This window comes from Labrys monachus (genome assembly GCF_030814655.1).
GTDB classification, from domain to species: Bacteria; Pseudomonadota; Alphaproteobacteria; order Rhizobiales; family Labraceae; genus Labrys; species Labrys monacha.
On sequence record NZ_JAUSVK010000001.1, the window covers coordinates 4,602,047 to 4,620,095 of the forward strand.

An 18,049-nucleotide genomic window follows, 5' to 3' on the forward strand; every position below is an offset into this window, starting at 1 on the left:
GATCTTCAGCTGCGGCGCCCCGAGGGGGATCGGAGCGCGGAGCCGCCTATGGCGACGACGCGTCGATCGGCACGAGCTTGGTCACCCTGTTCGGATTGGGCTCGGCCAGATAGAGCGAGCCGTCCGGGCCGCCCCAGATGCCATGCGCGACGTTGAGCACGGGCCGGCACCGGCCGAGCCGCTCGCCGGCCGGCGACAGCAGGGTCAGCGAGGGCACGAGGTCGGTGACGTAGAGGCGGTCGTCATCGTCGCCCCAGATGTCCATCGGCTTCTCGAAGCCGTGCCAGATATCGAGGAGCGCTCCGTCGGCCGAAAAGACCTGCAGCCGATTGTTCTCCCGATCGGCGACGACGACGCGGCCGTCGCGCATCACCCAGACGGCATGCGGGGTCATGAACTGGCCGGGGCCGTCGCCCTGGCTGCCCCATCTCTGCAGCAGCGCGCCGTCCGGGGCAAAGCGATGGATGCGGGCGTTGGCATAGCCGTCCGCGACATAGAGGGTGCCGTCGGCGGCCTGCGCCACGTCGGTCGGATGGTTGAAAGGTTCGTTGGGCCGATGCCGGCCGCCGATGCCACCGACCCGCCGGCCGTCCCGACAGAGGATCACCTCATGCGCGTCGCGGTCGACCACGAAAAGGATGCCGTCCCGGCCGGGGGCCAGCATATGGGCGTCCATGACGAGATCGTCGCCCCAGGCGCCGATCGGCTCGCCGGCGGGATCGAAGACGAACACCGCCTTGTCGTCCCCGTCCACCAGGCCGTCGCGGCGCACGAGGACGTGGACGTTGCCGCCGGCATCGACCGCAACATCCGTCACGCTGCCCTGCGCCGGCCTCAGGCCCCCGAAGGGGCGCTCGACGCGGTAGGTCTGGGGCCCCAGGGCCACTCGAAGTTGCCGATCCATGCCAATGCCTGCCTATTCTTTGAGCTGTGCCGAAGCCCTGCACCGGGCCGCCGGCCTGCGTTGTAGAAAGCGCTTTCTATATCCCGGCGGCCCACGCCGCCCATGCGCCCCCGAGGCGCCGGGACGACGAGGAGCCTAGCCGATTCCTGACATGTTTTGAGGCGCCCATGCCCAAAATTTGATGTCGACTTGTCGGCGTGCCGCAACCCATAGTTTTGCCGTTCTGCCCTCAAACGCGGCAGGAAAACGCTTTCTTGGCTTGCAGATGCCCGTCCTACTCCAAGGTTTGACCTCGCTGACCGATCCTGTCGACCGCGATATCGCCGTCGACCTGCCGGGCCTTGCCGGCGAGACGGTGAGGCTCGACGCCCGCGGCTGGCTCGCATGTCCCTCCCTGTACGATGCGGATACGTTCCTGCCGCTGGACGGCGGCGGCCTGCGGGACGGCGATGTCGAGACCGCCCTTCGCGGCGGCGTGTCGACCCTCAATTGCAGCGTGGACTGGCATCGCTTCACCGATCCGCGCGAGCGCGGCCCGCTCCTGTCGCTGGCCGGGTGCAGCCGCCTGCCCTCGGTGCGCCTGCTTCCGACGGCGCCCCCCGACGGCGACAATTCCGGATTTCCGGCATGGCTCGCCGGCTTTGCCGGCGAGGCGGCCGACCTGCCGGTGCTGAAGGCCTGCAAGCTCTATGCCCGCGCGCCGGACTTCGCGCGCAACCTGGAGGCCGTGTGGAGCGCCGGATGGCTGGCCATGGTCTTCGTGCAGGATGCGCGGATGGTGGCGGATCTCGCCGAGTCCGGCGGCAGGATCTGCTTCCGCCATGCGACCTCGGTCGACGACGTCGCCGCCATGCGCGGCTCGAGACAGGGCACCCGCATCGCCACCTCGCCGCAGTATCTCCTGCCGCTCCCGGCCGATACCCGCCGGAACCTCGTGGTGCGGCCTTCGCCGCTTAGCGATGAGATCAGGGCGCCCTTCGCCAGGGACGTCCTGTCGCTCGTCGACGTGATCGCCACCGATCACGTCGCGCCCGGCGCGACGGCGGGACCGGGCCTGCGCCTGCAGCAGCATTTCCTGCCCGCGCTTCTCGCGCTCGCCGAACGGGAAGGGCTCGACAAGGCGGCCCTGCTCGACAAGGCGGGCGCCTCCGCCGCGGCGGTCTTCGGGGCGGAGCACCGTGACGGCGTGGCGATTCTCGCGCCGCGCAGCGCCGGCGGCACGGCGCCGGAGATCCGCGATCCCGAACGCGAGCCGTTCTCCGCCGCCCTCTTCACCCATGAAGTGGTGGCGATCGTCTCCGGCGGGAGCGCCGCCGCAACGCCGGCCTTCGGCAAATTCATCCGATAACAAAGGGGAACCAAGATGATAGGACGCCTACTCGCCTCTCTCACGCTCGGCCTGGCCGCCGGCCTGTTGCTCTCGCAGCTGCCGGTCAAGGCGGCCGAGCTGCCGACCGTCGAGGCGTTCGGCAAGACGCCGGAATGCGCCGCGCTGCGGACCAAATATCCTGCCCTCACCGGCAAGAAGCTCACCATCGGCCTCGGCGGCTATACGGTCGGCTTCGAGGCGCCCAGCGCCGCCGACCCGACCGTCATCGAAGGCCTCGACCCCGACCTCATCAATTACATGAGCGCCTGCCTGGGCTTCACCTACGAATTCCAGAACGGATCCTTCAACGTCCTGCTGACCTCGATCACCAGCGGGCGGGCCGATATGGGCCCCTCGCTCTACGTCACCGACGTGCGCCGCAAGCAGGTCGCCTTCATCTCGAACTTCGCGGTCATCGACGGCTCGGTGGTGCGCAAGGGCGAGGCGCACAAGATGACATCGCTCGACAGCCTGTGCGGCGCCACGGTGGCGGCGGCAGCCGGCACCTATGAAGCCGTCAATCTCGTTCCACCGCAGTCGGAGAAGTGCAAGGCGGCGGGCAAGCCCGAGGTCAACCTGCTGCTCGTCCAGAACACCGACAACAGCGTGCAGGCCGTGCAGAGCGGCCGGGCCGACATCTATCTGACCGCGCTGTCCGACGCCAACGCCCTGGCCAAATCCGCCTCGGGCCTCGAGAACGCCTTCTCGATCGACCTGCCGATCCTCAACGGCTTCCCGATCGCCAAGGAGAACACGCTGATGCGCGGGGCGGTGCTCGATGCGATGAAGGCGATCCAGGCGCAGGGCATCGAGAAGGTCCTGCTGGCGAAATGGGGCCAGGGCGCGGAGTCCGAGCGTCCCGCCGAAGACAAGGAGTGACGGCGAAGACGAGGCGAAGCGCCGGCATCCACGAGGAAGAGGCATGGAAGCGTTCTTTCACTACCTGACCCTGCCCTTCCTGCTGGAAGGCTGCCTGATCGTCGTCGCCCTGATGGTGCTGTCCCTTCTCGGCGGCCTGGTCGTCGGCCTCGGCCTGGCGCTGGCGAGCGATTCGAAGCGCTGGTGGCTGCGCTATCCCGTGCGCGCCTATATCTACATCATCCGCGGAACGCCCCAGCTCCTCCAGCTCATCCTGCTGTTCAACGTGCTGCCGCAGGCCGGCATCTATCTCAGCGCGTTCACGAGTGCGCTGCTCGCCCTCACCATCAACGAGACCGCCTTCTGCGCGGAGATCATCCGCGGCGGCATCGGCTCGGTCGACCGCGACCAGCGCATGGCGGCGGAGGCCTTCGGCTTCTCCCGCGGGACGGAACTCTTCGTCATCGTCCTGCCCCAGGCCCTGCGCGCCATCATCCCGACCCTCGGCAACGAAGCCGTCGGCCTGCTGAAATCGACCTCGCTCGCCTCCGTGGTCGGCGTCAACGAGCTGACGCTGCGCAGCCAGACCATCGTTTCGCAGAATTTCGAGTTCCTGCCGGTGCTCGTCGCCTCCGGCACGATGTATATCGTCATGTCGACGGTGCTGGCCTGGGGGCAGCAATATATGGAGCAGCGCTTCAGCCTGGCGGAGAAGGCCAGGCGCGGCGCGGTCCGCCCGCTCCCGAAAGCCGGCGCCGGCCTGCCCGCGGAAACGCCGCCTCTCGACGTCCCCGCCCCTCGGGCCGCAGACCTGCAGACGGCCGGGACGCTGCTGGCCTTCGAAGGCATCCATATCGGCTATCGCGGCGTCGAGGTCATCAAGGGCGTCGACCTGCGCATCCGAGCGGGCGAGGTGGTCGCGCTGCTCGGGCGTTCCGGTTCCGGCAAGAGCACGCTGCTGAAATCGGTCCTCGCGCTGACCACGCCGACCGCCGGCCGCATCCTGGTCGCCGGCAAGCCGATCGGGTCGGCGGGGACCGGACGGCCTTTGCCCTATCGGAAGCTCGTCCAGGCCCGCGCCGCTGCCCGGATCGGCATGGTGTTCCAGAACTTCGCCCTCTTCGGACATCTCACCGCGCTCGAGAACGCCATGTCCATCCCGCGCTGGGTTCAGCGCCTGGCCTCCAACGAGGCCGCCCATCGCGGCCGCGTCGCCCTGATCAAGGTCGGCCTGGCCGGGTTCGCCGACCGGCTGCCCCATGAATTGTCCGGCGGCCAGCAGCAGCGCGTCGGCATCGCCCGCGCGCTCGCCGGCGACCCGCAGTTGCTCCTGTTCGACGAGCCCACCTCGGCGCTCGACCCCGAGCTCGTCGGCGAAGTCAACCAGACCATCCGCTCCCTCGCCCATACCGGCATCACCATGTTGCTGAGCACCCACGACATCGGCTTTGCGGCGAGCGTCGCCGACCGCATCGTCTTCCTCGACGGCGGCCGCATCGCCGAGGAAGGCGGGCCGGACATCCTCGCCCGCCCCGCCACCCCGGCGCTGGCCTCCTTCCTCCGGCACATGCCGGCCGAGGAAGGGCGCGGCGAGCCGGAGGTCGCGCTCCCCGTAAGCATCGGGCAGAGCGCCGGAGCAGAGCGATGAGCATCAAGACGGATCTCCACGCGGCGGCGAGACGCGCCCTCGGCGAAGAACTCCATCGCTATGTGCAGGGACAGCCGATCGATCTGGCCGAAGGCGCCGGCGACCCGAACGAGGCGGCCTTCGCCGCCTACCGGCTGATCCCGCGGACGATGCGCGGCCAGGCCGGCATCGACCTCGCCACGCCCTTCTTCGGAGAGGACCTGCCGGCCCCCCTCGCCGTGGGCGCCTATGCCGCCGACCGCCTCCTGTCGCCGGACGGCATCGGCCCGATCGCGAAAGTCTGCCATGCGCTCGGCCTGCCGCTCATCGTCTCCGAGGAATGCATCACGCCGCTGGCGGAGATCGCGGCGATGCATGGCCGGCTCTGGCTGCAGCTGCGCGCCGCCGGGCCGAAGGATCGCGTCCTCCGCCTCGTCGACGAGGCGGCGCGGCACGGCGCCCGGGGCGTGGTGCTGACCGTGCTGGCGCCGGTGCATCCGCGCCCCGGCCTCCATCCGGGCGGCGTCGACATCGCCGGACGCATCGGCGAGCGGGGCTGGAGCACCATCGGCGATCCCTCCGGCGTCGCCGCCCTGCCGCCCTTCCCGGCCTGGAGCTGGACGGATGTCGCCGACGTGCAGCGCCACGCCGCGGCAGCGGGCCTCGCCGTCATCGCCAAGGGCATCCTGCATCCCGACGACGGCGCCGCCGCGCTCGAAACGGGATGCGCCGGGCTGCTGGTCTCCAACATCGGAGCGAGGCAGTTCGGGCGCTGGGTCGCCGCCGTGGACCGTATCGGCACCGTCCGGGCGCGCTGCGGCGACAAGGCCGCGATCCTCGTCGACGGCGGCATCCGCAACGGCGGCGACATCGTGATCGCCAGCCTGCTCGGCGCCGACATCGCGGTCGTCGTGCGGCCGGTGATCCTGGCCCTGGCGGCGGGCGGAGAGAGCGCGGTGCGCCGTCTTCTGCTGTCCCTCATCGACGAGACGGCGGCGATCGCGAGCTGGATGGGCGCGGCGAAGCTCGGCGATCTCGGCGCCGACCAGATCATCCGCGCACAGGCCTAGCCATGCGGGGAAAGCGATCCGGATCCCGATCGACGATAGCGGATGTGGCGGACCGCGCGGGCGTCTCGGCGGCGACGGTATCGCGGGTGCTCAACGGCGGATATCCCGTTTCCAAGCCCATCCGCGACAGGGTGCTCGCCGCCGTCTCGGACATCGATTATGTCCAGAACGCCCATGCTCAGGCCCTCGTCCAGGCGAGGACGGGCATCGTCGGCGTGGTGCTGGCCGACGTGTCGGATCCCTTCTATTCGGAGATCATCCGCCCGATCCAGAGGATCTGCAACGAGAACGGACGCCTGATCGTCATCGGCAGCACGCAGGGCGACGCGGCGACCGAGGATTCCTATCTCCAGACCCTCCGCAGCCAGCGGGTCGATGCGGTCATCGTGCTCGGCGGCGGCAGCGACGACGAGAGGATCCAGTCCTCCATCGTCCGGCAGTCCGCCGCCTTCGCCCGCGACGACCGCAAGCTCGTCCTCTGCGGACGGCCGACGCCGCCGGGCGCCAGCGGCGTCCTCGCCGTCGAGGTCGACAATTTCGACGCCGGCCGGCAGGCGACACGCTGCCTCGTGCGGGAGGGGCATCGGCGCATCCTGTTCGTGGGCGGCCCCGCCGGCTCGACCACGTCGCGGGATCGCCTGCTCGGATTTCGCAGCGAGGCCGAGCAGCTCGGCCTCGCCCCGTCCGACTATGCCGTCGAGGAAGGCGATTTCAGCCGCAGGTCCGGCTATGACTGCGTCCGGCGCCTCCGGCCGCTGGAGGCCGGCTTCACCGCCGTGTTCGCGGCAAACGACCTCATGGCCGTCGGCGCCATGGCGGCGCTGCGCGAGGCGGGCGTCGCCGTGCCTCGGGACATGTCGGTCATCGGCATCGACGACGTCCCGCTCGCGGCGGACATGGTCCCGCGCCTCAGCACCGTGCGGCTGCCCCTGGAGGAGATGGGTGCCCTCGCAGCGCGGATCGCGCTCGGCCTCGACGCGGAACCGCCGCCGGTCCCGCTGCCGGTCGCGCTCGTACGCGGCGCCACGGTGGCACCGCCGAGGCCCGGCGGGCATCGGGAGCCGATCTCGCCGCTCCATCCCTGATGGGTCGCGGACGCGCGGCATAGCGGCCGCGCCGCCGACCTCATTCGGTCGGCACGATCTCGACCTTGGGCACCTTCGCGTCGCCGGTGAAGAACTGGTCGAAATAGGCGTCGTCGACGAGATGGAGGTCCTTGCCGTTGGCGAAACAGGTGCTCTGCACCGTCATCGACGGCTCGTAGTAGTCGTCGAGGTTGGCGTTGGTGATGCTGGGCAGCGGGAAGAAGATGGTGTTGACCTTGGGCTTGCGCCCGACCATCGCGTGGAGCGCCGGAACGAAGGCCTCATAGGCGGTCGGGCCGCCATCCTGCACCAGGGTGATGGTATCGAGCTTCTGCTTCTTCCAGAAAGCGAGGAAGCTGCAATTGTTGGTCACGTCCGTGACGATCGGAACGGGACGGCCCGACTGCTGGAAGGCCTGCCCGATGCCGACGCCCATATTGCCCGTCGACCAGGCGGCATCGACCTTCTGCGGATGGGTGGCGAGGAATTTCAGCATCTCCGACTTGGCGACCGAGCCCGTCCACATGCCGTAGAGGTCGCCGGTGACCTCGATGCCGGGATAGGCCTTGGCCGCCTCCAGGAAGGCATCCCGGTTCGCCGCCGTGTCCGAGGTGCCGGGCTGGCCGTTCATCATCACGACGTTGCCCTTGCCCTTCAGCGCCTTCATGATCCAGTCGCCCTGCGCCTTGGCGTAGAAATAGGCGTTCCTGGCGACGTTGAGGGCGCCGGGGCAGGTCACCGGCGCATCGATGGTCACCACGAGGATGCCCTTGTCGAAGGCGTCCTTGATGGCGGAGCACAGGCCGGTGGCGGAACCGGGATAGCTCATGATCAGATCGCAGCCCTGGGCGATCTGGGCTTTCAGCTGCGTCAGTTCGAGATTGATGTCGCCATTGGAGTTGGTGACGATCAGGTCCGGCTTGGCGAGGCCCTGATCGGCCAGTTGCCTGGTGAGAGCCTTCAGTTCGGCCACGAGGTTGGCCCGCCAGGAATTGCCCAGATAGGAATCATTGTGGCAGATCTGCCAGGGCGGCGCGTGCGGCTTCCAGTTGGCGAGCGGGTCGCTGACGATGTCGGCGGAATACCAATAACCGTCGTAATACTGAACGGCGTCCTTCGGGACGGCCGCCAACGCCCTGGCCTGCTCCTCCACAGTCGGCGCCGCGGCCCCGACGGACGACAGACCGAGGGCCGCGATCGCAGCCGCAATGACGCACGCCGCGCAAAGGCGCAGCAATTTCTTGCACATCTCAAAGCCGAGCATCACGTTCACTCTCCGAGGTCTCGTTGAATATTGCCGTACGGCGCTGCCGGATTTGGGTGGGCCAGGCCGTCAGCGCCGAAGGAGCCCATCAGACATCACGGCGACGATGATGATGGCGCCCTTGAGGATCGCCTGATAGGCGGGCCCGACCCCGGTCACGCTCAATCCGTTGTCGATCACGCCGATGATCAGCACGCCGAGAAACACGCCGAGGATGCTTCCCTTGCCGCCCGACAGGCTGACGCCGCCGATGGCGACGGCGGCGATCGTCGACAGTTCCAGCCCCGTCGACTGGGCCAGCGTCGCGCTCATGTAGCGCGACATGCTGATGACGGCGCCGATCGCGTAGAAGAAGCCCGCGGCGGCGAAGACGGCGATGCGGACCCGCACGACCCGCACACCGCTGATGAAGGCGGTGCGCGCATTGCCGCCCACGGCGTAGATCTCCGCGCCGAAGGCCGTGCGATGCAGCAGGAAATGGCTGAGGGCCACGACGATGAAGAACAGGATCACCGGGTTGGGGACGTGCAGCAGGCTTCCCTGGCCGATAAAGGCGATGCTCGCCGGCAGCTTATCGACGAAGCCGCTGCCCGTGACCTGATAGGCAAGCCCGTTGCCGATCTGCCAGGCGCCGAGGGTGACGATCAGGGCGGGCAGCCGCAGCCGGGCGACGAGTGTGCCGCTGGCGGTGCCGAACGCCACGCCGACCGCGATCATCGCGGCGATGCCCAGGACCGGCGATATCGGCGTGCCGAACAGGCTGTATTGCGGATTCATCGTGATGAGGCTGCCGCCAGTCATCAAGGCGGCCGCCATCACCCCGCTCACCGAGAGGTCGAGGCCCGCCGTCAGCACCACCATCGCCTGTCCGCATGCCGCGATGCCCCTGATGGAAGACTGGATCAGCACGTTGGAAAGGTTCTCCAGGCCGATCGTGGCCCCGCGCGTGATCACGGCGAAGACCGCGACGAGCAGGACGAGGATCGCAAGGCGGATGACATTGCCGCTCGTCAGCAAGTCGAGCCTCGCGCGCCTGTCACGGGAGAGTGCCGCCGCATTCTGTTGGCCGTCGACCGACACGATCGTTCCTCCGAATAGGGTCAGGGCGTCGCCTGATCGAGCTGTCCGCGGCTGCGGAAGAACTCCATCGAGACGGCCAGGATGATGATGACGCCCTTGACCGTGTTCTGGACGTCGGTGCTCGCCCCCATCGCTCCGAGTCCGCTGTCGATGACGGCCAGGATCAGGGTGCCCAGCAGGACGCCGAGGATGGTGCCGCGCCCGCCATAGATGCTGACGCCGCCGACCGCCACGGCGGCGATGCTGTCCAGTTGCAGCCCGCTCAGGGTGCGGATGGAAACCGACATCATCCGGGATTCGATCGACAGCGCGGCTAGGCCGACCATGAGGCCCGAAATGACGAAGACCAGGAACTGGACGCGCCGGACCTTGATGCCGGACAAATACGCGCTCGATGCATTGCCGCCGATGGCGTAGACGGAGCGCCCGAAGGACGTGTGCCGCAGCACGAAATGGGCGATCGCGAACAGAAGAAACATCTCGATCACCGGGAAGGGTATGCCGGCGATCTTCCCCTGCCCGACGATGCCGAGCGCCGGCGGCAGGTTGGTGATGGTGTAGCCGCCGCCCACGACCTGGGCGAGGCCGAAGCCGATCTGCCACGTCCCCAGTGTGGCGATCAGCGCCGGCACACGCAGCCGCGATACAAGCAGGCCGTTGGCCGCCCCCATCGCCATGCCGACGAGAAGGATGATGGCGACGCCCGCCGCCACCGGCCAGGGATCGCCGCCGACGATGTTCAGGTCGAACCGGCTCGTCATCGTCGAGGCGGCGAGCACGCTCGCAAACACGCCGATGCCGTAGAGCGAGACGTCGATCGCGCCGGTCAGCACCACGAAGGCCTGCCCGATCGCGGCAATGCCGATGATGGAGCTCTGCAGGAGGATGTTAGACAGGCCGAGCGCGCTATAGGTGGTGCCATTGGTCAGGAGACCGAAGACCGTCACCAGCAAGACGAGGATGACTGCGCGCAGGAAGTCGTCATTCCGCACCATGCCGCTCATTTCCAGCCTCCCGCCGCAACCTTCTCAGCCGCGCCGTCGCGGGCCCTGTTGCCTTTGGCCACCGCCAGTTCGAGCAGGTCGCGCTCGCTCACCGAATCGGAGGCGACCTCACGCCGGATCCGGCCCTGCGACATAATTAGGATGCGGTCCGACGCGACCAGGATTTCGCGCATGTCCGACGACAGCAACAGCACCCCGATGCCACGCTCCCTGGCCTGGCTGCGGATGACGTCATAGATCTCCTGCCGGGCGCCGACATCGATGCCGCGCGTCGGTTCGTCGAGGATCAGGAGCCGCGAGCCGGCGGCCAGCCATTTGCCGATGACGACCTTCTGCTGATTGCCGCCGCTGAGGAAGTCGATGAGCTTCGCCGGCTCCCTGGGCCGCAGCCGGACCTCGTCGATGATGCCGGCCACCAGGTCGCGGACACGGCGCTTCACCAGCGTGCCGGCCCTGGCGACGCGGCCCAGCGCGGGCAGGACGACGTTGAAGGCGACGGACTGGTCCTGCACGATGCCCTCGGCCTGGCGATCCTCGCTCACGAAGCCGATGCCGAGGCGCCGGGCCTTGCTGGGCGTCATGGCGCGGACGTCGACGTCGATCCCCTCGATGCGCAGCCGGCCCCTGATCCGGGTGCCCTCGGGCAGCGCGCCGACGATCGCACGGGCGAGTTCGCTCTTGCCGGCCCCGACCACGCCTGCGATGCCGACGATGCAGCCCTTGTCGACCCTCAAATCGACCTGCTCGAACAGCCCGTCGGCGCTCAGGCCCGTGATCTCGAGCAGGTGCTCGCCGCCGTCCCGATAGACCTGCCTCGACACCGCCTCGCCGCCCATCGGCTTGCCGGTCATGGACTCGATGAGCTGCGGCATGTCGATCTCGCCGATGCGGCAGCAGGTGGCGACGGCCCCGTCGCGCAGGATCGTCACGCGATCCGCCAGGGAGAAGATCTCGTCCAGCTTGTGCGAGATGTAGACGATGGCGACCCCGCGCCGCTGCAGGCGCCGGACGAGATCGTAGAGGCTATCGATCTCGACCCGCGACAGCGCGGATGACGGCTCGTCCATGATGAACACGGCCGGATCATAGGACAGGGCGCGGGCGATCTCGACCTCCTGCTGATCGGCGATCTTGAGGGTCCCGACGACCGCGTCGGGCGAAACGGCGCTGCCGAGCTGGTCGAGCAGCCGCTTCGCCTCGCTGCGTGCCTTCGGCCAGTCGACCTTGCCCCGGCGCGTCGGGAGCCGCCCGAGCAGGATGTTCTCGGTCACGCTCAGGAAACGGACGAGGCCGAACTCCTGGTAGACCATCGAGACGCCGTTCCGCTGGGCGTCGAAGGGGCTGGCAAAACGGACAGGCTCGCCGCGGACATGGTATTCGCCGCTGTCGGGCCGATAGACGCCCATCAGGATCTTCATCAGCGAGCTCTTGCCGGCGCCGTTCTCACCGAGCAGCGCATGGACCTCGCCGGCGCGCAGGTCGAGGGCGACGTCCTTCAGGATCCTGACGCTCCCGAAGGACTTGTTGATGCCTTTCACGCTCAGCACGATGTCGTTCACGTCGGGGCCTCGATTGCGTTTCGGGAGGACGCGCAGCAGGTCGGCCGGCACGCCGGTGGGCGGGTCTCCCGACCCGCCTCCTTCACCTCTCGGGGCGGTTCGGACGACCGGACGCTTTTCAGAGGTTTCGCGCGCCGCGGGCCGGCCCCGTCAATAGCCGAGAAGGCGCTTGCGGTCGTCCAGCCCGGGTGTCGGCAGGCCCATTTCCCGGGTGTCGAGGACCGGCCATTCGTTCCACTTGCCGAGCGGCATGTCGGTGAAGGCGACGGTCCCGCCCCACATATGGGCCGCATCGGTGTCGATGGTCTTGCCGGTCAGCATCGGCATCGGCAGGAGGACGCGCCGCGGCAGCTTCACCTTGCCGGAGATGGCGTCGCCATCGGCGAGCGGCTGCTTCAGGACGGTGTGCCAAAGGAACTGCTTCACGACGACGTCGATCTGGTGCCACGGATTGTTGGAGACGGTGTAGTCGAACGTTCCGTCGCGCAGCGGCGCGAGCATCGCCTTGTCGATGTCCTGGAGGACGACCACGACATGATTGGGATCGCCGGCGGGCGCCAGCCTGTCGACCGCCCTCAAACCTTCGATGATGGCGCCGGCGTCGCCGAACTGCGGATAGATCGCCTTGATGTCGGGGTAGCGGGCGAAGGCATCCTGGATCGCCTTGGTCATCACCTCGGGCTGGCCCGCGGTGTCGACGGATTCGACCACCTTGACGAGGGGACTTCCCGCCAGGCCCAGACCGACGCCATGGTGGCGCGCCTGGCAGATCGGCAGGGAGCGCATGCCCCAGATCTCGAGGACGCGGTAGGGTTTGTCGGGCGTGGCCCCGCTCGCCTTGGCGAGTTCGACGAATTTGGCGCCGATCTGCCCGTTGCCCTCCGGCTTGTCGGCGTCATAGCCGGCAAAGCCGGTCAGCTTGTCGGTGTTGGCCGGCAAGACCCAGTTGTAGACGTCGATCCCGGCCTCGACGGCCCGGTCGATGGTCGAGGCCATCGCCGTCGGATCAATCGGATGCATGATGACGGCGTCATAGGCATGGGTGGCGATGGCATCCTCGAGCAGGCGCGTCTGGGTGGGCACGTCGAACTCGGCCGAGACCATGGTGAAGGTCGCGCCGGCCGCCTGCAGCTGGGTCTTCAGCAGGTTCTGGGCCACGACCTGGTAGTCGTCTCCCATCCACACCGGCAGATAGAGGACGCGGTAGGGCGAGCCGTCCTTCTTCACGGCCAGCCCCTTATAGGGATCCCACGTCACGCCGCCGGGATCGATGAGGTTCTTGATCGTGCCCCAGTCCTTCTCCGGGATGAAGTCCGGCCGTGCGGCGTCCTGCGCCGCTGCACCGAACGTCATGGACAGCGCCAGCACGGCCGCTGAGAAAAATCTTATCATCGCCTCCCCCTTATTCTTATGATCGATCCCCGCCGCGCCCGTTAAGTGCCCGCACGGCTGAACCGTGACGAAGAGAATCGAGAAAGTTTCGCCGCTCCTGCGTGACAGAGCTTCCGCAACTTCAGCAGAACCTCTTCCTCCCTCGCGGGTCGCGAAATTTATCCTTAGGGGGTACGGCAAAAAGCTTCGAATCGTCGTTCGCCATGGGCCCATCGCCGATGGAGAAAGGACTTGCCGACGCTCGGTACGATCGTCCCGTCGGCGGCGTGACGCCATCGCCGGCAGCTCGCGGTCGCCCGGAAGCCCTTTCCACAGGGTTCATCGACGCGGCCCCTGCTTTGGATGTAGGGTGCGGCGGACGGCGATCGGGATGACATCCGATGGGTCGGTCTGAAGCCCGCGCGGCAGATATTTCCCATCGAGGCGTCATGGCGGTCGACATGGATGAGATGATCCTGCGTCTCGGCCTGGCGCTCGCCATCGGCCTGCTGGTCGGCGTCGAGCGCGGATGGCGCGAGCGCGCCGAGCCGGCCGGAAGCCGCACCGCCGGCATCCGGACCTACGGTATTTCCGGCCTGCTCGGCGGATTGTTCGCCGCTCTCGCGGCGGCGCTCGGCGCGGCCTATGTCTTTGCCGCCGGCTTCATCGGCTTTGCCGCAGTCCTCGCCTGGTTCAAGGCGCACGAAGCCGCGCATGACCGCGATTTCAGCGTCACCGGCGTCGTCGCCGGCCTGTGCGTCTTCGCGCTCGGCGGCCTGGCGGTGACCGGCGATCACCGTGCGGCCGCCGCCGGCGGTGCCGCCCTGGCCGGCGTGCTGGCCAGCCGCGACCTCCTGCACGGCCTGCTGCGGCGCATCACCTGGATCGAACTGCGTTCCGCCATCGTCCTCGTCGTCATGAGCGCCATCGTGCTGCCCTTGCTGCCGAACCGCACGATCGACCCCTGGGGCGGGCTCAATCCGCGGGAAATCTGGCTCTTCACCGTGCTCACCGCGGCCATCTCGTTCCTCGGCTATATCGCGGTTCGCATCCTCGGGCCGACAAGAGGTCTCCTCGTCAGCGGGCTGGCGGGCGCGCTCGTATCCTCGACCGCCGTGACGATCGCGTTTGCGCGCATCGCCAAGGCCGGAGGCGATGCGCGTCCGCTGGCGGGCGCCGCCGCGCTCGCGGCGATGATCTCCCTTCTCAGGGTCACGGCAATCGTGCTGATCGTGCAGCCGCTTGCCTTCGGCATCATGGGCCCGGCCGCGATCGCGGCGGCGGCGGTGTTCGCCGCCGGCGGTGCGATCCTCCTGATGCGCGGGACCCACGGGTCGGAAGCATCCGACACGTCCCGCAATCCGTTCGAACTGGGCACCCTGCTGTTGTTCGCCGCGCTGCTCGCAGTCGTCGCGACCGCCAGTGCCGCCCTCGTCGCCCGGTTCGGCAGCGCCAGCCTCGTCGCCACCTCCGTCTTGTCCGGCACGTTCGATGTCGACGTGGCCGTCCTCAGCGCGCTCAGGCTCCAGGACCTGAACGTGCCGCTCGACACGATCGGCGAGGCCGTCCTCGGAGCGCTGTCCGCAAACGCGCTGGGACGTCTCGCTTTGGCGATTTTTTCCGGACCACCGTCCTATTGGCTGCCCCTTGCCGCCACGACGATGCTGGCGGCAGCCGGTGGCGTCGCCGTGTTCCTGTCGCTTCCCTCGTTCTGACGCGGGCGGGAAACCGCGCCGGGTGCCGATCGGCTCGTCCGGACCGCAGAGAGATGTCGCCGGCCGGAGGCCTCGATTGCCGGGCCGCGCTCCGCCCTCATTCTCCGTCAGCATCCAGCGACCGGTAGATTTCGTCCTCCTGGGCGAAATGCAGGCGCGTGATGGCTTCGAGGCCGTGCAGCAGGCGCTCGATCTCGTAGCGCTGCTCCTCGCCCGGGCCGTCATCGGGCAAGGCCTCGCGCAGCGAGGCCAGGTTATGGACCTGGCGCTGGATCTCCATATGGGTTCGGCTCATTCCCGCCAGGGCATCCCGCGCGCCGCTCCGCCGGCGCAGGCCCGCATAGACGCGCTCGTCCCGCTCTTCGTGGGGCAGCAGCCGTTCGTGCAGCACGCCGTCCAGCCTCGCAAGCTCCTGCCGGACATCCGGGCCCGGCAGATGCGGCAGGCGTGCGGCGGTGGCTCGGATGTCGTCGATCACATCGCCGAGGGTCCGGTGTTCGGCCTCGAGCGCCGGCACGTCCTCCTCGCCGGCTTCCCTTCGCCGGAGGATCCGGATCGGACCGGCCAGCGCCCGCAGCGCGTTCAGGATGACGGCGACGTCGATCGCCTCCTGGAGCAAGGCTCCCTCGACCGGCGTCAGATAGCCGAAGGCGGCGGCGACCATGCCGAGGAGCGACAATCCCATGCCGGCATAGACGCTCTGCAGGGCGATCGCGCGCGAGCGCCGGGCGATCCGCATCGCGCTGACCAGCCGGTCCAGCCGGTCCACCAGGATCACGACGTCGGCCGCCTCCGACGAGGCCGCCGCACCGCGGGCGCCCATGGCGACCCCGATGTCGGCGGCGGCGAGAGCCGGGGCGTCGTTGACGCCGTCGCCCACCATGAGGACCGGGCCGTTCGCCCGCTCCGCCTCCACTGCCATGGTCTTGTCCTGGGGCTTCATCTCGCTGCGGACGTCGTCGACGCCCAGGAAGGCGGCGACGCCCGCCGCGAGGTCGGCCCGGTCGCCGGTCACGAGCACGATGCGCCGGACGCCGGCATCGCGCAGGTGGCGCAGCACCGTGCCGGCCTCGGGCCGGACCTGGTCCGCCAGCAGGAGGGCTCCGGCGATCGTTCCGTCTACCGCGACCACGACGGCCACGGTTCCCTCGCGCCGGATCCAGGCCCCGATCTCCCGGGAGAACGGCGAAGAGGCAGCCTGCGCGCTGACGAAATCCCAGCCGCCGACGAGCACCTCCCGCTCGCCCACCCGCCCCGCGACGCCCGATCCCGCCACCTCGCGGACATCGGTCGGCGTGTCGAGCGCGAGGCCGCGCTCGCGCGCGGCGGCGACGAGGGCCCGCGCCACCACATGGGGCGAACCCTGGTCCAGGGAGGCCGCGAGCCTCAGGAACTCGGTCGGATCGAGATCGTCGCGTACCCTCATATCGATCAGGCGCGCGCGGCCGTCCGTGACCGTGCCGGTCTTGTCGAGGAGAACCGTCCTGACCCCGGCGAGCCGTTCCAGCGCCCCGCCTCCCTTGACGATCACCCCGCGCTTGGCGCAGCGCGATATGCCGGAGATGATCGCGACCGGCACGGCGAGGATCAGCGGGCACGGCGTGGCGACGACGATGACCGCAAGGGCCCTGACCGCCTCCCCGCTCCATGCCCATGCCCCGCCGGCGATCGCCAGCGTCAGCGCCAGGAACAGCAGCGCGAAACGGTCCGCCAGCCGCGCCATCGGCGCCTTCGCCTCCTGCGCCGCCTCGACCAGCCGGATGATGCCGGCATAGGTGCTGTCGGCGGCGGCGCTCTCCGCCCTGAGATCGAAGGCGTCGCCGGCATTGGTGACGCCGCTCATCACGGGCTCGCCGACCCTGCGCCGCACCGGGAGGGCCTCGCCGGTGAGGGCGGATTCGTCGAGCACGGCGACGCCCGCCCCGACCGTACCGTCGACCGGCACGACTTCGCCGCGGCGTACGAGCACCCGGTCGCCCGGCACCAGCTCGGCCAGCGCGACCTCCTGCAGGCCTCCCTGGGCGTAGCGGGCGGCGGTGCGCGGCATGCGGCTCAGCAGGGCCGTCATCTCGCGCCGCGCCCGTCTCTGGGCGAACCCCTCCAGGGCCTCCCCGCCGGTGAACATCAGCGCGACGATGATGCCGGCCAGGTGCTCGCCGAAGAGCAGGGCACCGGCCATCGCCAGGGCGGCGATGAGGTCGAGGCCGAACTCGCCCCGGCGCAGGCTGACGACGATGTCGACGACGAGGATGGCGAGAACCACGGCGGTGCCGGCCACCCAGATCGATGCGGCAAGACCGGCCTGTCCCGCATACAGGGCCACCGCGCCGGCGAGCAGCGCTGCGGCGAGCAAAGGGAGGAGGAAGGGCTTGGCGGCGTGCCAGCCCCGGGACAACGCATGGACGAGCGGCAAGGCTTGCCTCCCCGGAGCAGAACGCACCCTTTCGGCGAAAAATCCCAAAGCGCTCAGCGGTGTGCGGGCGGCAGCATGCGCCGCAGCACGCCGTCGCGATCGGCGAATTGATGATAGAGCGCCGCGAGCGCGTGGCCGGCCGCCAAGGCGATCAGCGCATAGGATGCGAGTTCGTGCACCTCGGTCAGCGGGCGAAAGATCTCCGGCGTCCGTGCGAAGGGCGAGCCGGTCTGGAACAGGCCGAAATCGATGCCGCGCCCCCGAAAGAGCAGCGTCGGAATGCCGATCGCCGGTATCAGGATCATCAAGACGTAGAGCAGGACATGGATCACCGCCGCGGCGCCCCGGCTGAGCGCTCCGACCGTATCCGGAAGCGGCGGAGGCCTGTGCGTGAGACGCCATGCGAGCCGCACGATGCTGAGGACGAGCACCGACAGGCCGACGAGAACGTGAACGTTCACCACGGCCCCGGTCCAGCTCTCGGGGAAGGCGTCGATCGTCAAGCCGAGCCCGAAGGCGATCACGATCAGCAGGGCGATCGCCCAGTGAAGGATGACAGCAACCGTTCCGTAGTGATCGGGTCCCGACATGGTCTCACCTGCCTGTAAGTTGATGCCTCACCGAAGCACAGGCGGCAATTGCTGTTCTTGATCTGGCTCAACGGCTGGCTGCGAAGCGGAGCGATCCCTGCTTCGTCCTTGCGCCGCCGGCCTGCCCTGGGGGCGTCGAA

14 protein-coding genes are annotated in these 18,049 nt (G+C 68.8%); 6 read left to right on the forward strand and 8 right to left on the reverse strand.

The annotated features are described in order from the left end of the window. Nucleotides 1–46 precede the first annotated feature (46 nt). Complete coding sequence (locus J3R73_RS21050) at nucleotides 47–886, reverse strand: NHL repeat-containing protein (protein ID WP_307431419.1); 840 nt, start codon at nucleotides 884–886, stop codon at nucleotides 47–49. Nucleotides 887–1,169: 283 nt separating this feature from the next. Here J3R73_RS21050 and J3R73_RS21055 point away from each other — a divergent pair, with 283 nt between their 5' ends. From J3R73_RS21055 to J3R73_RS21075, 5 genes are read left to right on the forward strand one after another with little or no spacing between them, the layout of a single operon-like run. After that, nucleotides 1,170–2,252, forward strand: a complete 1,083-nt coding sequence (locus J3R73_RS21055) for an amidohydrolase family protein (protein WP_307431421.1) — start codon at nucleotides 1,170–1,172, stop codon at nucleotides 2,250–2,252. A 15-nt stretch (nucleotides 2,253–2,267) separates the two neighbouring features. After that, nucleotides 2,268–3,152, forward strand: coding sequence for a transporter substrate-binding domain-containing protein (locus tag J3R73_RS21060; protein ID WP_307431424.1), 885 nt, complete (start codon nucleotides 2,268–2,270; stop codon nucleotides 3,150–3,152). Between the two features lie 43 nt (nucleotides 3,153–3,195). Then, the gene (locus J3R73_RS21065; protein ID WP_307431427.1) at nucleotides 3,196–4,779 is read left to right on the forward strand and encodes an amino acid ABC transporter permease/ATP-binding protein; all 1,584 of its coding nucleotides are present in this window, start codon (nucleotides 3,196–3,198) and stop codon (nucleotides 4,777–4,779) included. Then, nucleotides 4,776–5,828 (forward strand): alpha-hydroxy acid oxidase, encoded by a 1,053-nt coding sequence (locus J3R73_RS21070; RefSeq protein ID WP_307431433.1) that lies wholly within the window; start codon nucleotides 4,776–4,778, stop codon nucleotides 5,826–5,828. Before J3R73_RS21065 ends, J3R73_RS21070 begins: the two co-directional genes overlap by 4 nt. 44 nt (nucleotides 5,829–5,872) lie before the next feature. Next, the gene (locus tag J3R73_RS21075; RefSeq protein WP_307431436.1) at nucleotides 5,873–6,913 is read left to right on the forward strand and encodes a LacI family DNA-binding transcriptional regulator; all 1,041 of its coding nucleotides are present in this window, start codon (nucleotides 5,873–5,875) and stop codon (nucleotides 6,911–6,913) included. A 40-nt stretch (nucleotides 6,914–6,953) separates the two neighbouring features. Here the strand turns inward: J3R73_RS21075 and J3R73_RS21080 are convergent, their stop codons facing one another. From J3R73_RS21080 to J3R73_RS21100, 5 genes are all read right to left on the reverse strand, one after another. After that, complete coding sequence (locus J3R73_RS21080; RefSeq protein WP_307437570.1) at nucleotides 6,954–8,177, reverse strand: substrate-binding domain-containing protein; 1,224 nt, start codon at nucleotides 8,175–8,177, stop codon at nucleotides 6,954–6,956. A 69-nt stretch (nucleotides 8,178–8,246) separates the two neighbouring features. Beyond that, on the reverse strand, nucleotides 8,247–9,257 hold the full coding sequence (locus J3R73_RS21085; RefSeq protein ID WP_307431439.1) for an ABC transporter permease: 1,011 nt from the start codon (nucleotides 9,255–9,257) through the stop codon (nucleotides 8,247–8,249). Between the two features lie 20 nt (nucleotides 9,258–9,277). Continuing rightward, the gene (locus J3R73_RS21090) at nucleotides 9,278–10,252 is read right to left on the reverse strand and encodes an ABC transporter permease (protein WP_307431442.1); all 975 of its coding nucleotides are present in this window, start codon (nucleotides 10,250–10,252) and stop codon (nucleotides 9,278–9,280) included. A gap of 5 nt (nucleotides 10,253–10,257) precedes the next feature. Next, a complete protein-coding gene (locus J3R73_RS21095; RefSeq protein WP_307431445.1) occupies nucleotides 10,258–11,820 on the reverse strand; it encodes a sugar ABC transporter ATP-binding protein in 1,563 nt (520 codons plus the stop codon). A gap of 150 nt (nucleotides 11,821–11,970) precedes the next feature. Beyond that, the gene (locus J3R73_RS21100) at nucleotides 11,971–13,212 is read right to left on the reverse strand and encodes a sugar ABC transporter substrate-binding protein (RefSeq protein ID WP_307431448.1); all 1,242 of its coding nucleotides are present in this window, start codon (nucleotides 13,210–13,212) and stop codon (nucleotides 11,971–11,973) included. A 440-nt stretch (nucleotides 13,213–13,652) separates the two neighbouring features. Here J3R73_RS21100 and J3R73_RS21105 point away from each other — a divergent pair, with 440 nt between their 5' ends. Continuing rightward, nucleotides 13,653–14,906: an MgtC/SapB family protein gene (locus J3R73_RS21105; protein ID WP_307431451.1), complete on the forward strand. Its 1,254-nt coding sequence runs from the start codon at nucleotides 13,653–13,655 to the stop codon at nucleotides 14,904–14,906. A 97-nt stretch (nucleotides 14,907–15,003) separates the two neighbouring features. Here J3R73_RS21105 and J3R73_RS21110 read toward each other — a convergent pair whose 3' ends face one another. Continuing rightward, on the reverse strand, nucleotides 15,004–17,244 hold the full coding sequence (locus J3R73_RS21110; protein ID WP_307437574.1) for a heavy metal translocating P-type ATPase: 2,241 nt from the start codon (nucleotides 17,242–17,244) through the stop codon (nucleotides 15,004–15,006). A 128-nt stretch (nucleotides 17,245–17,372) separates the two neighbouring features. Beyond that, the gene (locus J3R73_RS21115) at nucleotides 17,373–17,909 is read right to left on the reverse strand and encodes a cytochrome b (RefSeq protein WP_307431455.1); all 537 of its coding nucleotides are present in this window, start codon (nucleotides 17,907–17,909) and stop codon (nucleotides 17,373–17,375) included. Between the last annotated feature and the right edge of the window lie 140 nt (nucleotides 17,910–18,049).